This is a genomic window from Empedobacter sp. GD03797 (genome assembly GCF_029842105.1).
GTDB lineage: Bacteria > Bacteroidota > Bacteroidia > Flavobacteriales > Weeksellaceae > Empedobacter > Empedobacter falsenii_C.
In genome coordinates this window covers 1-17229 of record NZ_JAOCFS010000042.1, presented here as the reverse complement: position 1 = coordinate 17229, position 17229 = coordinate 1, and the positions used below count along the sequence as shown (strand labels likewise).

Here is a 17229-nt window from a genome sequence, read left to right as displayed (position 1 = left end):
AAATATAATAATAAAAAGCCGTAGAAATTTCTACGGTTTTTTTATGTTTAACAAATTCTGAATTTTATTCAATAAAAAAGACCTCTCCATAAGGAGAGGTCTTAATGTTATAATATTTTGACTAAGTCTTAATATTAACGTGCGAAATATAACTTAGAGTTAATTTCGTCACCGTTAGATAAACCAGCTGAAGCTGTTGTCCAGTTCGCTTTGTTTAATGTTTGTTGACCGATTGGGTATCTTACACGTCCTGGTATATCAGACGCAACTACGTTTCCAGACATTAATGGAGTAAATACATAAGTAGTTCCATCAGGTCTTGTTCCTGTAGCACCTGGCATTAATAAGATAGTTCCGTTTGGATAACCAGTTCTTCTGTACTCATTCCAAGATTCATCAGAATTTCCTAATAAAGCAATATACTTTTGATTTAAAACGTGCTCTTGAGTAGCAGCTGGTAATGTTGCAATGAAAGCAGTAATTTCTGCAGAATCAACACCCATTTTCTCCATACTTGCTTTAACACCAGCTTCGTAATTAGCTTGTGACCAACCGTTTAATTCAGCTAAAATAAACTCAACCTCAGCGTATTCCATTAATACCTCAGCCTTATTAATTTTAGTATAGTTTGAATTAAAGAAGTTAATTGCAGACGACGAGAATCCAGTTTCAACAGTTGGTAAACCATAAGGCATACCTGTGTATTTAGTCAAGTCTCTTGATTGAGATTCTGAACCTGATTTAATCTCTGCAGCAGTTGATCCAATTGGAGCTGCTACTTTAAATAAACGAGGATCTAACCCATAAGAACCTTTCTCACCTTTTAATAATTGAACGAAAGTTCTATTTACATAGAAATCTGTACGATTATCTACATAGAATAATTTCCAAAATGGATTACCTTCTGCATCTGCAGATCCGAACGCGTGCGCTGCATTATCTGCATTAGATGTAAATACTCCTGAAGCTAAAGCTTCATTAATATGAGTTTGTGCTGCAGGTAATTTATCTTTTACACGATTAGCAATTCGTAAACGTAATGAGTTCGCAAACTTTTTCCATTTCGCTACATCTCCATCGTATATGTTATCTCCATTTGTAAAACCTGATTTACTAACATCTAATTGCTCTGAAGCTTCTTTTAACTCTTTCAATAAATCTGTGTAAATAACTTCTTGGGTGGCATATTTAGGAGCTATATAGTCATCAACTTGCAACGCTTGAAAATCTGCATTTTTATTTCCATAAGACCAATACGGTACATCTCCAAAATGAGTTACTAAATTATCAAATGTATAAGCCAACATAATACGACTAATTGCAATTTGATTTTCTATATCTCCAAAAGCACTCATTTGAGTAGCTGTTGTAGGATCTTCACATCTTTGGATAATGTCTTTGTAGTTATTTGCTACACGATACAGATATATCCAACCATTTGTCGTTTGAGAATCACGATAGTTGTATTTATCTTCGTCTATGTAATTATTTTGTGCAGAATACTGCATCCAAGGCAATGTCATACGAGCAGACCACCAACCATCACGTGTATAGTTCATCAAATATCTATTAGCTCCATTAAAAATTGTATATGTAGGTACAATTTCTGGATTGTTTGTATTCTCATTAATAGCTTCCAAACCATTATCACAAGAAATGAACATTGCTGTAGAACCTAATAAGGTAGCCATTAACAAATATTTTCCGATATTTTTTTTCATAATTCTTTAAAATTAAAATTGTAATTTAAGGTTCATACCATAAGTTCTTGTAGATGGTAATGATCCACCCTCTAAACCTTGTATATTTCCACTACCTCCAGATGCTTGTTCTGGGTCAATATGTTTATTGTCTAATCCCCAAGTACCTAAATTTCTACCAAAAGCAGATACTACTACATTAGAAAAAGGTCCACTCCACTTTTTAGGAAAAGTATAAGATACTGTTACTTCTCTTAATTTTACATAATCTGCATCAAAAACATTTTGAGCTGTTGGTCCAGAATAGTAATGTCCATAATAAGATGCTGCTGATACATTTTTAGTATTCTGTGCTGTATTTGTTACAGTATAAGTACCATCTCCATTAGATGTTACAGTTCCTGTTACCCCTTGAGAAATAGTACCTGTTTCACGAACATTATTCGCTGCAGTTTCTTCTAACATACCAGAGTACATTCCAAACATATTTGTTACAGAAAAATATTTCCCTCCTTGTTGTATATCAAGCAAAGCTGATACACTTAGATTTTTATATGAGAAATTATTTCTAATTCCCATATTCCAATCAGGAAGAATTGATCCTAAATTTTTAACACCTGAAGACAAATATAATCCACTTGCTCCTACCACTTTGTTACCTTCACTATCATAAATAAAGTCAGTTCCACGTATTTGTCCATATCTTTCTCCTAACATTGCATTTACTGTTGCTTTGAAAGGGGCTGAACCTATTGTTACTTGCTCAAGATCTCCATACAATTTTGTTACTTCGTTGTCATTTTTAGCGAAGTTTACATTAATTCCCCATTCAAAGTCAGTTGTTCTAACAGGTACAATGTTTAACATTAATTCAATTCCTTTATTAACAGCTTCTCCTGCATTCATATACTTTGTAGTAACTCCTGTTGATGGATCAACTGCAACTGGCATAATAAAGTCGTATGTTTTTTCGTGGTAATATGTTACATCAAATCCTAAACGATTGTTGAACATCTGCATTTCCAAACCTACTTCCCAAGCATCTTTAGATTCTGGTTTCAAGAATTGATTTTTCTTTGATAAAGAATTTAAGAAGTATGGATCTCCATTGAATGAAGAACCGCTGAATGCTGTATTTTCATAAACATCTCTAATTGAGAACACTGGAGCGTCATTACCTGTTTGCGACCACCCAGCTCTAAGTTTACCAAATTTCAACCAAGGAGCTTTTATTATTTCAGAGAACACAAATGACCCTGTTACAGATGGATAAAAGTATGAGTTATCACCTGATGGTAAAGTAGAAGACCAGTCGTTACGTGCTGTTCCTTCTAAAAAAAGCATATTTGCATATCCCAAAGACACACTTGCATATACAGAGTTTACACGTCTTTTCCATTTATAACTTGTAACAGATGCTTGTTGTGCAGAATTATTAATCGTATATAAACCTGGTACAATAAATCCTCCATTTGTATTTGCTGATAATGAAGTATAAGTTTCGTGTCTTCTGTTAACCCCTGCGAAAGAGTTTAAACTGAAATCTCCCCATTTTTTATCAAAGTGCAAACGAGCTTCGTAATTCATCTCCGTTTTATCACGAGTTGACTCTGAATAACCTGCTTGTGCTTGAGACCCTTCTGCTACTATCGAAGAAATATTTAATGTTGTATTATCTCCATAGATATTTCCTACAGCGTATAAACCTGGCAAGATATCATACTTCAATTCAAAGTTTCCGTAGAAACGGTCACGTTGATCAGTCGATGTGTTCTCATATAAAATCCAATATGGGTTATCAGAATACTTTGGTGTAGCATCATTCCAAGCTGTACGATTCCAAGATTTTTGCTCTCCTGATAATGTTTTATAATTTTTTAAACGATTATAATCTAACTGAACTTGTCCCCATTGATACATTTTTTGAGGAATTGAGTTATCTCCATACCCAAACTCTGGACGATTGTATCCGTTTGTTCTAACATAAGTTAAACCTCCTTTAGCTGTTAATTTATCATTAAATTTTGTTGATAAATTCAAATTAGCTGTTGTTCTTTTTAAACTTGTGTTAGGCAAAATACCTGATTGATCCAAATGAGATAACGACATACGAGCAGATGTATTCTCATACGATTTAGCAAAAGATACAGAATTTGTATAAGCTATCCCTGTATTATATAATGTATTATAATCATTTTTTGCAGCAGACCACGCTCTTGTTTTTAAATAATTCGCTGTATCATTAGGATCAAAAGCGTCCCAATGTAATACTTGTTGTCCGTCCAAACGAGGTCCCCAAGATTCATCAGCACCATAATCAACAACATTATAAGTTACTCCTCCTATCGATACTTGGTCAAAAACAGTATCAAAACCGCCTCCATATAATTGTTGTAATTTTGGTGAAATATTTAACGACTCAAAAGCTATTCCTGTGTTAAATACAATTTCATCTCTTCCTTTTTTGGCAGATTTTGTTGTAATCATAATTACACCATTGTTCGCTCGAGAACCATATAATGCAGATGCAGGACCACCTTTTAATATGTTCATCGATTCAATATCATCAGGATTTATATCAAAAGTTCCATCACCATAATCACGTCCTCCTGAACCTCCTTGTGTTGAAGTTGAGTTATAGTTAGAGTTATCCATCGGTACACCATCTATAACAACCAATGGTCTATTTTCTCCTGTAATAGAACCAATACCACGTAATACAACACGTGCAGAAGTTCCTAAACCAGATGGTGCTGTAATTTGAGCTCCCGCAACATTACCTGATAAAGATTGTAAAGCATTTGCTCCTCCACCTGCCGAGATAATATCACCTTTCACTTCTTGAGATGCATATCCTAAAGATTTTTTCTCACGTGTAATTCCTAATGCTGTAACAACAGCCCCTTCTAACTCTACAACTTCAGAAGGCTTAAGAGTTACATTATATTCTGAACCAGTACCAACTGAAAAAGTTTGAGTTGGCAATCCCATTGCTTCTACTGTTACTAAATCTCCTTGTTTAGCTTCAATACTAAACACCCCATTTTCGTCAGTGTAAGCTTCTTTTCCTGATGTAGTTTTTACAACAGCATCAGCTACTGGAAGTCCATCAGAGTCTGTTACAGTTCCTGTAACTGTCTTTTCTTGTGCATATAAAGAAGCTCCTAAAAGAAGTCCTCCTAATACAAACAAGTTTTTTAAATTTCTCCTCATCTGTTAAAACATTTTTAAAACTTTTATAAACTTAAGATTTCTATAACATTTACAAAACTTTTTTATGCTAAATTTTGATAACTTTGTTAAAAATATAAAAAATTGTATAAAGTTTTATCAAATCACGAATATGAAATAGGTTGTGATGAAGCAGGAAGAGGTTGTTTAAGTGGTCCAGTTGTAGCAGCAGCAGTTATTTTAGGAGAAGATTTTGAAAATGATATTATTAATGATTCAAAACAATTATCTGAAAAGAAAAGAAATTCGTTGAGAACATTTATAGAAGAAAATGCTAAATATTGGGCAATTGGAATTGTTTGGCCGAATGAAATAGATGAAATAAATATCTTAAACGCTAGCTTTTTGGCTATGCATCGAGCTATTGATCAATTAGATTGCCGAAAAGATTTTATTATCGTTGATGGGAATCGTTTCAATAAATACAATGATGTTCCGCATGAATGTATTGTAAAAGGAGATGCTAAGTATATGAATATTGCAGCAGCTTCTATATTAGCAAAAACGTATCGAGATGAATACATGGAAAAAATTCACAATGAATTTCCGATGTATGATTGGAAAAAAAACAAAGGATATCCAACTAAAGCGCATCGTTTAGCGATAAAAGAGTTTGGTCCTACACCGTATCATCGGATGTCTTTTAAATTATTACCCGATCAATTGAGTTTAGATTTATAAAAAATTAAAAATGGATACAATAAATTGTATCCTTTTTTAATGTGCTTCAAATAGTATCTATTTTCTTGTTACTTTTTGTGTGTAACTTCTTTTATCTGTCTGTATATTCAATAAATAAATTCCTTTTGGATAAGATTCTAAATTAATTTTAATTTCTTTTTTATCTAATTTATTTTTACCAACTAATAATTTTCCATTCATATCATAAACTTGATAGCTTACAATATTTTCTTTCGTTGTAATATTTACAAAATCTGTTGTTGGATTAGGGAATATCTTAAATTCGAGATTGTTAATATCTGCAAGTCCTAAAGTATTACAATTAATAGAGGCAGCCCATCCTTTTAGTTCTAATCCAGGATCTGAAACGAAACGAACTGTAATAGCTCCAGAATTATCTGTTGAAACAAATGGTCCAGGAATCTGATTACCATTTAGTTTATTCCCATTTTCAAATAATTTACCTGAGCTGGTTCCAATTCCATTGTATATACTCATATAATCATAAATTTCATCACCTGCTGGTTCAATATCAAATTCAGTGAATGTGATAGATACTTTTTCTCCTTCAATTGCTGGTTTGAATATTTTGACAATATTTTCATTTGGAGAATAATTACCATTTGCTCCACCCGAATCGTAATACAAATCTCCGTTGCAATAATCTCCAGGAATTTCTATAATTGTTGAAACTGTCGATGAATTTGATGTTTCAGAACATTTATTTGCAACTTCTATTCTGTAATAAGCGTTTTTTTCTAAGTTATCAAACGTTAAAGTTTTAGAAGTTGTTTCTTTCCATTGTGCTTCTGGAGCACCTATTTTTTGAAATTTATAAATCCATTTTGTCCCTACTTCGTCTTCTATTGTGTAGGTAATACTCAAATCATTTAAAACTCCATTTACAGATTTTATGGTTTGTTGACAAGTCATACTACAATCTGTACTTAAACAAACTTTACCATCAACAGTTGCACGAATCAAAGCACCTGGTTGTTCACCAAATCCATTCGAAAAGTTAATCCCTACACCTCCTAACAAATGACAATAACTCATAATTGTACCTTTATCGGCATAAGGAATTGGACCTGTAGGACATGTACCCTCTGCTAAACCAGGATCATAAGTTGGTGCACAACCATCAATTGCAGTACCGTCTCCGTTCCAAGAACATGAATGTGTATGTGGCGAACCTAAGGCATGCCCCATTTCATGTGTCATTGCCATAATAGTCCACGAATAAACCGGAATATTATTGTACGTCATATTGATTCCAGAATATGCATATCGATATTGATTGTTGCACATAGAATCCAAATAGGCAACAGATGTAGATGATGGATAATTAACCAAGTGAGCAAAATCTCCATCAAAATCAGTTCTTGTAGTTCTAAATTTATTTAACTGAGCACTATAATTACCAGTGTAAGGATCTTGTTCTGTCCAAATCATTACTTGAGACAATGATGTTCTTATGTAATCGTTTGAATAAAGTGTTGCAATATTATTATGAATAGCTGTTAACCAATCTAATGTTTTTGTTTCGTCAGATCCGTTTTGTTTATAAGGAGCATAAGCAATTTCATAATACACACGAACACATCTTTCTGTCATTTCATTTGTCGTATTTTTCAATACTTTTGCATCAAAAGATGGTTTATAATTTTTATTTTCTTCTAGTTGATCTACTGCACATTGTACATTATTTTTTGCTTCAACATTATAAGACGAATAGGATACATATTCTTCAGAATCTTTTAATTTACCAATAACCACGTCTCCTAAAGCGGTAGAAGAAGCCACACCAATTACTTGATCTTCGAAAATAGAAATTGCAACAACAGACGTTTTATCGCCTTGGATAATTCCTTGATAATACAATCCTGGTTTGTAATTAATTAATTTATTATTTTGATCGACTGCTTTAAAATTATCCGTAAACAATGCATCATTCTTTACTAATTCTAAACTAATTTGACGCCCTTCAAACGGAACATCTAATGTTAAAGAAGTTGGTTTTGATTGATATAATTTAGTTAATTCTGCTTTTTCTAAATTAAAAACAGAAACTCCTTTTGCAAAGTCTGCAAATTGATTCCCTTTTTGTTGAATTACATCGCTGAATACATCATACGATTTGAAACTACGACTCGTTAATTTAGCTTGCTCTACTTTTTTAGCAATCGGCCTTTCTTGACCAAAAGTAAGCGTACTAAATACGAACGCAATTAATAGTAAAATTAATTTCTTCATATTTATTTTGTGTTAATTGTTGTAAATATATTGCTTTTCAAATTTTATAGCACAAAAAAAGAGTAGATAAATTATCTACTCTCTCAATATTTAATAGAAAAAATCTTCTTAAATCCTCACAACATCTGGAACTAATATCTCATATTTCCCTGCGTTTCGCATGACATCACGCACAATGCTTGAACTGATGTAAGCTTTACCAGAAGATGTTAATAAAAAGATTGTTTCAATATTATGATTTGTAATTGCTCGGTTTGTGTGCGCAATCGCTTTCTCAAATTCGAAATCGGCTGGATTACGAAGTCCACGTAAAATAAATTGTGCATTTACCTCATCACAAAAATCTACAGTCAGACCTTTATAAGCCATCACTTCTACATTTTCGAATTTCGCAACAGAATCTTCAATAAACTTAATTCGTTGCTCCAAAGAAAACATATAATTCTTCGATGAATTTGTTCCAATGGCAACAATAATCTTGTCAAATAAAGGAACTGCACGCTCTATAATATCTAAATGTCCTAAAGTAATTGGATCAAAAGACCCAGGAAATACGGCTACTCTATCCATGCTGAAGGTCTATTTAAAGCAAATTCTATTTCACTATCCATCAAATCCTCTAATGCAATTCCTGCATGAGCAGCTTGCTGAGGAAAAATACTTGCAGGAGAAAAACCTGGTAACGTATTCATTTCAATAAAATGCGGTTCTCCATTTACAATAATATATTCTGAACGAGAAAATCCAGACATATTAATACATTTATATGCTTTAGCTGCAATTTCTCTTACTCTTGCTTCAACTTCTGGCGTTAAACGAGCTGGCGTAATTTCGTCAGACAAACCGTTATATTTTGCATCATAATCAAAGAATTCTGTGTGCGAAACAATTTCCGTAATTCCCAACACCATTGTTTCTCCTTTGTAATTTAAAACTCCAACCGAAACCTCTGTTCCATCTAAGAAAGATTCGATCAAAACTTCTTTATCTTCAAGAAAAGCTTTTTGCATTGCTGCCTCAAATTCTTCTTCTTTATGAACTTTAGAAATTCCTAAACTTGATCCTGAACGATTTGGCTTTACGAAACAAGGTAAACCAACTTTATTGATAATTTCTTTTGCAGAATATTGATCACCTTGATTAATATAAATTGATTTCGCGTGCGGAATTCCATATTTACTCAATACTGCAATACAATCTTTTTTATTAAATGTTAAGGCAGATTGATAAAAAGGACATCCATTGTATGGCAAATCAATCATTTCAAAATACGCTTGCAAATAACCATCTTCGCCTGGCGTACCATGAATTGTATTAAAAACGACATCAAACGTAATTTTTTCTCCATTTTTTTCAAATGAGAAATCACCTTTATTGATTGGATATTTTTCTCCATCAATTTCGGCAAACCAACCTTCTTTTAAGATTCGAACCCTTGTTCTGTCGTACTTTTCTGGATTCAGACTTGAGTAAATTAACTCGCAACTTTTCAACGAAATCACGCTTTCATCCGTATATCCACCTGCTACAACTGCTACTCTTAACATGTTTAATTTAAAATTTATTCAAATATAGAACTTTGACATCAATCATAAATATTATTTTTAAACTATATTTGTGCGACAATTTATCATTTCAATGAAAGGAGTAAAATCAATCATTCAAGTTTTGCTGAATGTAGCTATTGTAATAGCGCTATCATTTGGGCTTTACCATTTTATTTTTAACGTTTGGTTAGATTCGTATACAAATCACAATGAATTTGTTGAAGTTCCGGATTTATCTAAAATGAATATAACTGATGCTACAGCTAAGTTAGAAGAACTTGGTTTGACATACGAAGTAGATAGTTCTCGTTTTGATCCAAATACGAAACCTTTTGCAATTATGGATTTTTATCCTGCAGCAGAATCGCGTGTAAAAGAAGGTCGTCGTATCTTTATTAAGTCAAATCCGAAAACATATCGTCCAGTTGAATTACCAGATTTAGTTGGAAAATCAAAACGTTTGGCCTTTACGCAATTAGAAATTTCTGGTCTTAAAATCGGAAAAATCATTTACGAACCAGATTTAGCAAAAGATGCAGTTCTTAAAATATTATACAACGGAAAAATTGTAAAAGCAGGCGAACAATTACCTCGTTTTGCGACAGTTGATTTGGTATTAGGACGCGGAATGTTATCTGGTGTTAGAATGCCTAATTTGGTTAATTTAACATTGACAGAAGCTAAGAAATCAATCAAAGATAATTTCTTCGAGATTGGTCAAATAAAATTTATTGGCGCATCTCACGATACAATTAACGCAAGGGTTGTTTATCAGTTCCCTTTTGCTACAGACACTTACGATCAAGGTCAACCAATTGATATTTGGTTATCAACAGAACCTCGCGATAAAATTAGGACGCAGTTAAAAGAATTGGATGTTCAGTACAAAAACTTTGGCGAAGATACAATTAGCGGTTCTCAATATAGAGATATTATTACACAAAAAGCTGAACAGCAGATCAAAGATATGCAACAACAGCAACAACAAAATAATCCGACAACAGAGCAGCCAAAGCCTACAGAAGCGCCTAAAGCTCCAGAAGAGGTTATTATAGAATAGAAAGAGAATAAATGACAGAAGATTTAGAAGATTTCTTGCAAGAGGAAGACGACAATAAATTATACGAGCATTTTTCAATAACGGTTGACAAAGGTCAATCGTTATTGCGTATAGATAAGTTCTTAATGGTTAGAATTGAGAACGCGACAAGAAATAAAATTCAACAAGCAGCCGATAACGGAAACATTTTAGTTAACAATGAATCTGTAAAATCGAATTACAAAGTAAAGCCTGGAGATTTTATTCAGATTATGTTAGAAACTCCTCCACGTGAGAATGAAGTTATAGCAGAAGATATTCCGATCAAAATTATTTACGAAGACGATCAAGTTGTCGTAATTGATAAAGAACCTGGAATGGTTGTGCATCCTGGACATGGAAATTATACAGGAACTTTGGTAAATGCCTTAAAGTTTCATTTTGATAATTTACCATCAATGTCAGATCAAATGGAACGTCCTGGTTTGGTACATCGTATCGATAAAGACACAAGCGGACTTTTGGTTATTGCGAAAACAGAAGTTGCAATGACAAGTTTAGCAGAACAATTTGCAGCTCACACAACAGACCGTTTGTACAATGCATTGGTTTGGGGAGTTTTGGCAGAACAAGAAGGAACAATTACAGGACATATTGGTCGACACTTAAAAGATCGTATGCAAATGGCTGTTTTTCCTGATGGAGATCAAGGTAAACATGCTGTGACACATTATAAAGTAATGGAGAATTTTTCTTACGTTACATTGGTCGAATGTAAATTAGAAACAGGTCGTACACATCAAATTCGTGCGCATTTCAAACATTTAGGACATCCATTATTCAATGATGCTCGTTATGGTGGAGATCGCATTTTGAAAGGAACAACTTTCAACAAATACAAACAGTTTGTTGACAATTGTTTCGCAGCTTGTCCACGCCAAGCTTTACACGCACGTACATTAGGATTTGATCATCCTACAACAGGAGAACGTATGTATTTTGAATCTCCGATGCCTGCTGATATGATAGATATTTTAGAACGTTGGAGAAATTATTCCGTAAACTCTGTTCATGCAACAGAACCTGATGAAAAAATTGATCGCAACGCAAAAGAAATGGAATAGATTTATTTTTAATTACAAAGCACTTCGACGGAAGTGCTTATCTATTTCTATATAAAAACTTACACGATTTTAATCAATGAATTTTTCAGAATTAAATATAATTGAACCAATTTTAAACGCAATTGAAGAGGCTGGATATACAGAACCAACCGAAATTCAAGAGCAATCTATTCCTTTAGTTTTAGAAGGAAATGATATTATTGGTTGCGCGCAAACAGGAACAGGAAAAACGGCATCTTTTGCGATTCCTATTCTACAAAACTTAACAAATTCTCCGAGTAAAGGAAGAAAAATTAGAACATTAATTTTAACACCCACGCGTGAATTAGCCATTCAAATCAACGAAAGTTTTAAATTATATGGTAAAAATTTACCATTGAAACATTTGGCTATTTTTGGAGGTGTTAATCAAAATCCACAAATCGGTGCTATCAAAAATGGTGTTGATATTTTAATTGCAACGCCTGGTCGTTTGTTAGATTTGATTGGACAAGGACATTTAAAAATTAATCAAATCGAGATTTTTGTTTTAGATGAAGCTGATCGTATGTTGGATATGGGATTTGTTCATGAAATCAAAAAGATTTTAGAAATCATTCCAAAAGAAAGACAATCACTTTTCTTTTCGGCAACAATGCCAAAAAACATTCGAAAATTTTCTCATTCAGTTCTTCGTCGTCCAAAAGAAGTTAGCGTAACACCTGTTTCTTCGACTGCCGAAACGGTTGAGCAATTTGTTTATCATGTAGACAAAGACATGAAAGTAAAACTTTTGGTTAGCATTTTAAACGAACATCCAGAAGATCGTACTTTGATTTTTACACGAACAAAACACGGCGCAAATCGTTTGGTAAGACACTTGGAAGAAGCAGGAATTCCAGCTGCTGCAATTCATGGTGATAAATCTCAAAATGCTAGACAACGTGCTTTAAATGATTTCAAAGAAGAAAAATTAAAAGTATTAATTGCGACTGATATTGCTGCTCGTGGAATCGATATTGATCAATTACCTTATGTGATTAATTACGAATTACCGAATGTTCCTGAAACCTATGTACACCGAATTGGACGTACTGGTCGTGCAGGACGGGAAGGAAAAGCTATTTCTTTATGTGCTGCCGATGAAAGAGGAGATTTGGCAAATATTGAGAAATTAATTGGTAATTATGTGACGGTGATTAAAACGCCAAAAGAGTTTTATAAATTACCTGACGCAAATAGTAACAATAATAATTTCAAGAAAAATAATACTGGTTTTAAACCTAAAAAAGATACAAAACCAAAGAATCCTCATCGAGGAAGAAGAAAATAATTTATAAAAAAAATCACTTCGAAATGAAGTGATTTTTTTTATACTTTATAGATGAGTTGAAATTATTTCTCTTCTGCATATTTATCTACAATCATGCTCAATGCACCATCAGTAGTAATATTACACGCTGTTCCAAAACTATCTTGTAATGCGAAAATAGTCAAGATTAAAGCGACTCCAGCTTCATCAAATCCTAAAACATTTGATATTAATCCTAACGATGCGACAACTGTTCCTCCCGGAACTCCTGGTGCGCCAACTGCAAAAATTCCCAAAAGCAAGACAAAAGTTACCATTGTTCCAACATCTGGAATATGACCATATAAAACTTGTGAAACCGTCATCACAAAGAAAACTTCGGTCAACACTGATCCACATAAATGTGTATTCGAGAAAAATGGAATCGTAAAATTAGAAATCGTAGGTTTAATTACCTTACTATCATTCACCGCTTTTACCGCAACTCCCAAAGACGCCGCCGAAGACATTGTTCCAACTGCCGTTAAATAAACGGGCGGATAATATTTCAAAAGTTTGAATGGATTTGTTTTATGATAAAATCCTGCGATTGTATACATTAATGTCATCCAAATAAAATGACCAACAATAACAATCAAAATTACTTTTAAGAAAACTGGAAATTGTTTTTCAATAGAACCTTCGTAGCTTAAAATTGCAAAATTCGCAGCAATGAAAAAAGGTAAAATAGGAATCAAAACTTTATTCACCAAAAGAATCACAATATCTTTGAATTGATCAAAAATCTTCTCTAATTCCTTCGCTTTTGTAATCAAAATTCCCATTCCCAACATCAATGAGATAACCAAAGCCGTCATCACCGAAAAAATTGGCGGAATATCTAATTGAAATAAAATTTTTGGAACTTCTCGCAATGAATCAACAGAAGTTGGAATGGATAAATTTGGAATGATTTGATAACCTGCTATCATCGAAAACAACCCCGCTCCTATCGAAGATAAATAGGCAATTAACAATGAAAAACCTACGATTTTAGCTGAACCTTCGCTTAATTTCGTAATTGAAGAAACTATAAAACCGATTACAATTAACGGAACCAAAAAGAAGATTAATTGTCCTGTAAAATATTTTAAGGATAAAACAACTTGAATTGTATTTTCGTTCAGATAATTTCCTAAAACCAAACCGGCAATCACACCCAAAAGCAATCGAAATAATGTATTGCTCACAATCTTTTTTAACATTTGACACAAAATTTGCGACAAATATAAACTCTATTAATTTAATAGACTAAATATATTTTAAGAAATATTTTAAATCTTTGAAATTATATGAATTAACAAAATACAAAATAAAAAGAACATTGTCACTCTGAGCCTGTCGAAGAGTCTTTTCTATTTTTTGATAATAAAGGTAAATCTTCAAATCTATTATTAATTAAAGCTTCTTTTTTAGCTCTACTCCAACCTTTCAATTTCTTCTCAAAAATTATTGCATAGTTTACGTCTAAAAATTCTTGATTAAAAACTAGTTTAACTGGTCTTCTCGAAAAAGTATAACTCATAGAATCTATTCCATCGTTATGCTCATTAATTCTTTTTTGGAGATTATTTGTCACCCCTACATAATACGAATTGTCAGAACATTTTATAATGTAGACATAATATATTTTTCTCATAAACAAAGCTTTATTCTTCGACATGCTCAGAATGACCGCAGTATTATTTATAATCTTTTTATGTCACTCTGAGCTTGTCGATGAGTCATTATTTTAACACTCCTCTCTCACAAACTGAATTGCCAAATTAAGTGCATTATTGGAAACAATTTTGATGAAATCTTCTCGATCCAAATAAGGGTAATAATATGTTTTATTCCATGTTGAATGACCATTTGTGATCGATATCCAAACTGTTCCAACTTCTTTTCTGTCTTCACCTTTGTTTGGACCAGCGACACCAGTTGTAGAAATACTAATATCCGTTTTTAATTGATTTCGAGCACCTTTAGCCATTTGTTCAGCAACTTGTTCCGAAACAACTGTAAATTCATCAATATCAGATTGATTCACATTGAGCAAATTTACTTTTACCGAAGTGTTGTACGAAACAATAGTTCCGAAATAATAAGCAGAACTTCCCGAAACAGACGTAATCAAACTTGCAATATTTCCTCCAGTACAACTTTCGGCAGTCGAAATTGTCAATCTTTTTTCTTTTAAAATATCACCCAAAACTTGTTGCGCACTTCCAGAATTTTCGGAAATCAAATATTCTCCAGCAATTAATTTGAATTGATTGATTTGATGTTGAACTTCATTTTGTAAAAATTCTTTATTCGTTCCAAATGCAGAAAATCGTAAATCAATCGATGTTCGGTTTGGTAAATATGCCAAATGAATAAATTCGGGCAAATTATTCTCCCAATTTTCAACCAAGAGAGCCAAGTCACTTTCTGGAATTCCACTGACCAAAATATCACGATGAACAATAGTTTCTGATTGAAATTGGTTTTGTAATCTCGGAATAATTTCATCACGCATCAAACCTTTCATTTCAAAAGGAACACCTGGAAGATTAACTATAATTTTATCATTAATTGTAGTCCAAAGACATGGCGCCGTTCCATATTTGTTCTGAATAAATGTAGATTTTTCTGGAATTAAAGCTTGATCTTGATTCAAACTATTTAATTCTTTTGTGTAACCTCTTGCTTGAAATAATTGAACAATATTTTCTAAAATTTTAGGTTCTTGAATTAATTCACAATTTAAAAATTGACACAAAGCTGCTTTGGTTTTATCATCTTTTGTCGGTCCTAAACCTCCTGTTACAATTACAATATCTGATTTAGAAATTCCTCGTTCGAAAACTTCAATAATATGACTCATTTCGTCTTGAACAGAAATAATTTCTTCCACTTCAATCCCAATCGTATTCAATTGTTTGGCGATAAATGCCGAATTTGTATCGATAATTTGTCCGATAAGAATTTCATCACCAATTGTGAGTAATGTCGCTTTAATTTTCATACACAAAAAAACTTGCTTAAAGTTAAGCAAGTTTCGGGTTTTTATCTATTTTTTATCAATACCATTTCCTTGAGATTGTTCGTATAATTCGTCTCGTTTTCGGTTTATTTCTTTCATTATCACGTAAAACTCTTCATTCGTAACTTTTTGTACTTTTGTTGGTTTTACAATTTTTGCTTTTTTTGGGGTATTAATTTTAAGTGCATTTATTTTAATTATTCTATCACCTTTTTCGTAGGTTTCGTGAATCAATTCTTCTAAAACCAATCCTTCAACTCCTTTGTAAATATCAATGTTATAATTCTTTTTAAATTCTGGGGCATACCAAATAGTAAACTTAACATTATCTTTCGAATAAGTAGCTTCTCTTGCTTCGTACCCTAAAATAGTTTTTGTATTTCCTGTGTCTTTAAAGTCTAATGTTTTAAAATTATTTTCGATCAAAAACTTTTTTCCATATAAATCTCTTTCTTCTAAATACGAACCTTTTTCAAAATCGTAATAACTAAAATTGGTATTCAAATTAGGAGGTACCATAATAAATCTTGCAATTTCTCCTTGTCCGTTATTCACTTTTTTGATGTAATTAACATTGCCTTCTTTTTCATTGAAAATAAATTTAAAATACTCTTTAGGCGGATTAGCATTACCTTCAATAATTTTGTTTCGTTCACTTACACTTGGCTCTGTTTTCATTAACTCTTCAAGACCTTTCTCATTGTTAATATAACTTACAAATGTTTCGTATTCTACCTCATAAAATTGTGCACTTGCAATGTTTGAAATCAGAATGATTAGTGCGATTATTTTTTTCATATTAGTCCTTTTTTTCTATTCCTTGATTGTTAGCGTCATTTCTTTTTTTATCAAGGTCATCCCAAATTTTATCTAATTCATCGCTCGAAAGTCTATTTCCTTTTGTCGGAACAATAAATTTGAATTTAGGTTTTTCTTTGATGGAATTTGCTTTATAAACTCCAAAATATTTCCCCATTTCATCCTCATAAGAAATTTCAAGATCAAGAACTAAACCGCCTGGACTTTTGAAATTAATAAGCATCAAATCTGTTTTAATTTCTGGAACAAACCAAGCTACAAATATTCTGTCATTAAAATTTGCTGTTGCTTTTTGTACTTTATATCCGAGAATATTTTTTGTTTCATTTGATAATTTCCAATCAAGATTATTTATTTTATCGTAAACAATATATTTTTTTCCATAAACATCTTGTTGCATCAACGTTTCTTGTTTTGCATGATTGAAATAAGTTGTTCCAAAATACATATATGGTGCACTTTTCTTTATAAAAACAATCTGTCCTTGCCCATTCT

The 17229-nt window shown here is 32.5% G+C and carries 14 protein-coding genes; 4 read left to right on the top strand and 10 right to left on the bottom strand.

Going from position 1 to position 17229, the window contains the following annotated elements; translation table 11 throughout:
- Positions 1 to 134: 134 nt before the first annotated feature.
- The gene (locus N5D90_RS16295) at positions 135 to 1721 is read right to left on the bottom strand and encodes a SusD/RagB family nutrient-binding outer membrane lipoprotein (RefSeq protein ID WP_280063339.1); all 1587 of its coding nucleotides are present in this window, start codon (positions 1719 to 1721) and stop codon (positions 135 to 137) included.
- A gap of 12 nt (positions 1722 to 1733) precedes the next feature.
- Positions 1734 to 4913, bottom strand: a complete 3180-nt coding sequence (locus N5D90_RS16290; protein ID WP_280063338.1) for a SusC/RagA family TonB-linked outer membrane protein — start codon at positions 4911 to 4913, stop codon at positions 1734 to 1736.
- A 102-nt stretch (positions 4914 to 5015) separates the two neighbouring features.
- On the opposite strand from N5D90_RS16290, the gene N5D90_RS16285 reads away from it, so the two are divergent.
- Positions 5016 to 5612: a ribonuclease HII gene (locus tag N5D90_RS16285; protein WP_280063337.1), complete on the top strand. Its 597-nt coding sequence runs from the start codon at positions 5016 to 5018 to the stop codon at positions 5610 to 5612.
- 57 nt (positions 5613 to 5669) lie between these two features.
- On the opposite strand, the gene N5D90_RS16280 is transcribed toward N5D90_RS16285, so the two are convergent.
- The 3 genes from N5D90_RS16280 to N5D90_RS16270 all read right to left on the bottom strand — a co-directional run bounded on the left by N5D90_RS16280 (position 5670) and on the right by N5D90_RS16270 (position 9412).
- A complete protein-coding gene (locus tag N5D90_RS16280) occupies positions 5670 to 7865 on the bottom strand; it encodes a M12 family metallo-peptidase (protein WP_280063335.1) in 2196 nt (731 codons plus the stop codon).
- Between the two features lie 108 nt (positions 7866 to 7973).
- Entirely contained in the window at positions 7974 to 8435 is a 462-nt protein-coding gene (coaD, locus tag N5D90_RS16275; protein WP_219033660.1) for a pantetheine-phosphate adenylyltransferase, read from the bottom strand.
- Positions 8423 to 9412, bottom strand: a complete 990-nt coding sequence (locus N5D90_RS16270; protein WP_280063334.1) for a D-alanine--D-alanine ligase — start codon at positions 9410 to 9412, stop codon at positions 8423 to 8425. Before N5D90_RS16270 ends, coaD begins: the two co-directional genes overlap by 13 nt.
- Before the next feature lie 91 nt (positions 9413 to 9503).
- Here N5D90_RS16270 and N5D90_RS16265 point away from each other — a divergent pair, with 91 nt between their 5' ends.
- The 3 genes from N5D90_RS16265 to N5D90_RS16255 all read left to right on the top strand — a co-directional run bounded on the left by N5D90_RS16265 (position 9504) and on the right by N5D90_RS16255 (position 12887).
- On the top strand, positions 9504 to 10472 hold the full coding sequence (locus N5D90_RS16265; protein WP_280063333.1) for a PASTA domain-containing protein: 969 nt from the start codon (positions 9504 to 9506) through the stop codon (positions 10470 to 10472).
- An 11-nt stretch (positions 10473 to 10483) separates the two neighbouring features.
- Entirely contained in the window at positions 10484 to 11575 is a 1092-nt protein-coding gene (locus tag N5D90_RS16260) for an RluA family pseudouridine synthase (protein ID WP_280063332.1), read from the top strand.
- Between the two features lie 76 nt (positions 11576 to 11651).
- Entirely contained in the window at positions 11652 to 12887 is a 1236-nt protein-coding gene (locus N5D90_RS16255; RefSeq protein ID WP_280063330.1) for a DEAD/DEAH box helicase, read from the top strand.
- A 62-nt stretch (positions 12888 to 12949) separates the two neighbouring features.
- On the opposite strand, the gene N5D90_RS16250 is transcribed toward N5D90_RS16255, so the two are convergent.
- The 5 genes from N5D90_RS16250 to N5D90_RS16230 all read right to left on the bottom strand — a co-directional run.
- Positions 12950 to 14110, bottom strand: coding sequence for a dicarboxylate/amino acid:cation symporter (locus tag N5D90_RS16250; RefSeq protein ID WP_280063329.1), 1161 nt, complete (start codon positions 14108 to 14110; stop codon positions 12950 to 12952).
- A gap of 122 nt (positions 14111 to 14232) precedes the next feature.
- Positions 14233 to 14568 carry a GIY-YIG nuclease family protein gene (locus N5D90_RS16245; protein WP_280063328.1) on the bottom strand — a complete coding sequence of 112 codons (336 nt, stop codon included), beginning with the start codon at positions 14566 to 14568 and terminating at the stop codon, positions 14233 to 14235.
- Between the two features lie 69 nt (positions 14569 to 14637).
- On the bottom strand, positions 14638 to 15897 hold the full coding sequence (locus tag N5D90_RS16240) for a CinA family nicotinamide mononucleotide deamidase-related protein (RefSeq protein WP_280063326.1): 1260 nt from the start codon (positions 15895 to 15897) through the stop codon (positions 14638 to 14640).
- A gap of 45 nt (positions 15898 to 15942) precedes the next feature.
- On the bottom strand, positions 15943 to 16713 hold the full coding sequence (locus N5D90_RS16235; RefSeq protein ID WP_280063324.1) for a GLPGLI family protein: 771 nt from the start codon (positions 16711 to 16713) through the stop codon (positions 15943 to 15945).
- A 1-nt stretch (position 16714) separates the two neighbouring features.
- The coding region (locus N5D90_RS16230) for a GLPGLI family protein (protein ID WP_280063323.1) at positions 16715 to 17229 on the bottom strand (515 nt) is incomplete at its 5' end.

Bases quoted from the DNA above. Each gene is read 5' to 3' on its own strand.
- N5D90_RS16270 (WP_280063334.1), bottom strand. From the start codon at position 9,412: ATGTTAAGAGTAGCAGTTGTAGCAGGTGGATATACGGATGAAAGCGTG.
- coaD (WP_219033660.1), bottom strand. From the start codon at position 8,435: ATGGATAGAGTAGCCGTATTTCCTGGGTCTTTTGATCCAATTACTTTA.
- N5D90_RS16295 (WP_280063339.1), bottom strand. From the start codon at position 1,721: ATGAAAAAAAATATCGGAAAATATTTGTTAATGGCTACCTTATTAGGT.
- N5D90_RS16265 (WP_280063333.1), top strand. From the start codon at position 9,504: ATGAAAGGAGTAAAATCAATCATTCAAGTTTTGCTGAATGTAGCTATT.
- N5D90_RS16255 (WP_280063330.1), top strand. From the start codon at position 11,652: ATGAATTTTTCAGAATTAAATATAATTGAACCAATTTTAAACGCAATT.
- N5D90_RS16235 (WP_280063324.1), bottom strand. From the start codon at position 16,713: ATGAAAAAAATAATCGCACTAATCATTCTGATTTCAAACATTGCAAGT.
- N5D90_RS16245 (WP_280063328.1), bottom strand. From the start codon at position 14,568: ATGTCGAAGAATAAAGCTTTGTTTATGAGAAAAATATATTATGTCTAC.
- N5D90_RS16250 (WP_280063329.1), bottom strand. From the start codon at position 14,110: ATGTTAAAAAAGATTGTGAGCAATACATTATTTCGATTGCTTTTGGGT.
- N5D90_RS16240 (WP_280063326.1), bottom strand. From the start codon at position 15,897: ATGAAAATTAAAGCGACATTACTCACAATTGGTGATGAAATTCTTATC.
- N5D90_RS16260 (WP_280063332.1), top strand. From the start codon at position 10,484: ATGACAGAAGATTTAGAAGATTTCTTGCAAGAGGAAGACGACAATAAA.
- N5D90_RS16280 (WP_280063335.1), bottom strand. From the start codon at position 7,865: ATGAAGAAATTAATTTTACTATTAATTGCGTTCGTATTTAGTACGCTT.
- N5D90_RS16290 (WP_280063338.1), bottom strand. From the start codon at position 4,913: ATGAGGAGAAATTTAAAAAACTTGTTTGTATTAGGAGGACTTCTTTTA.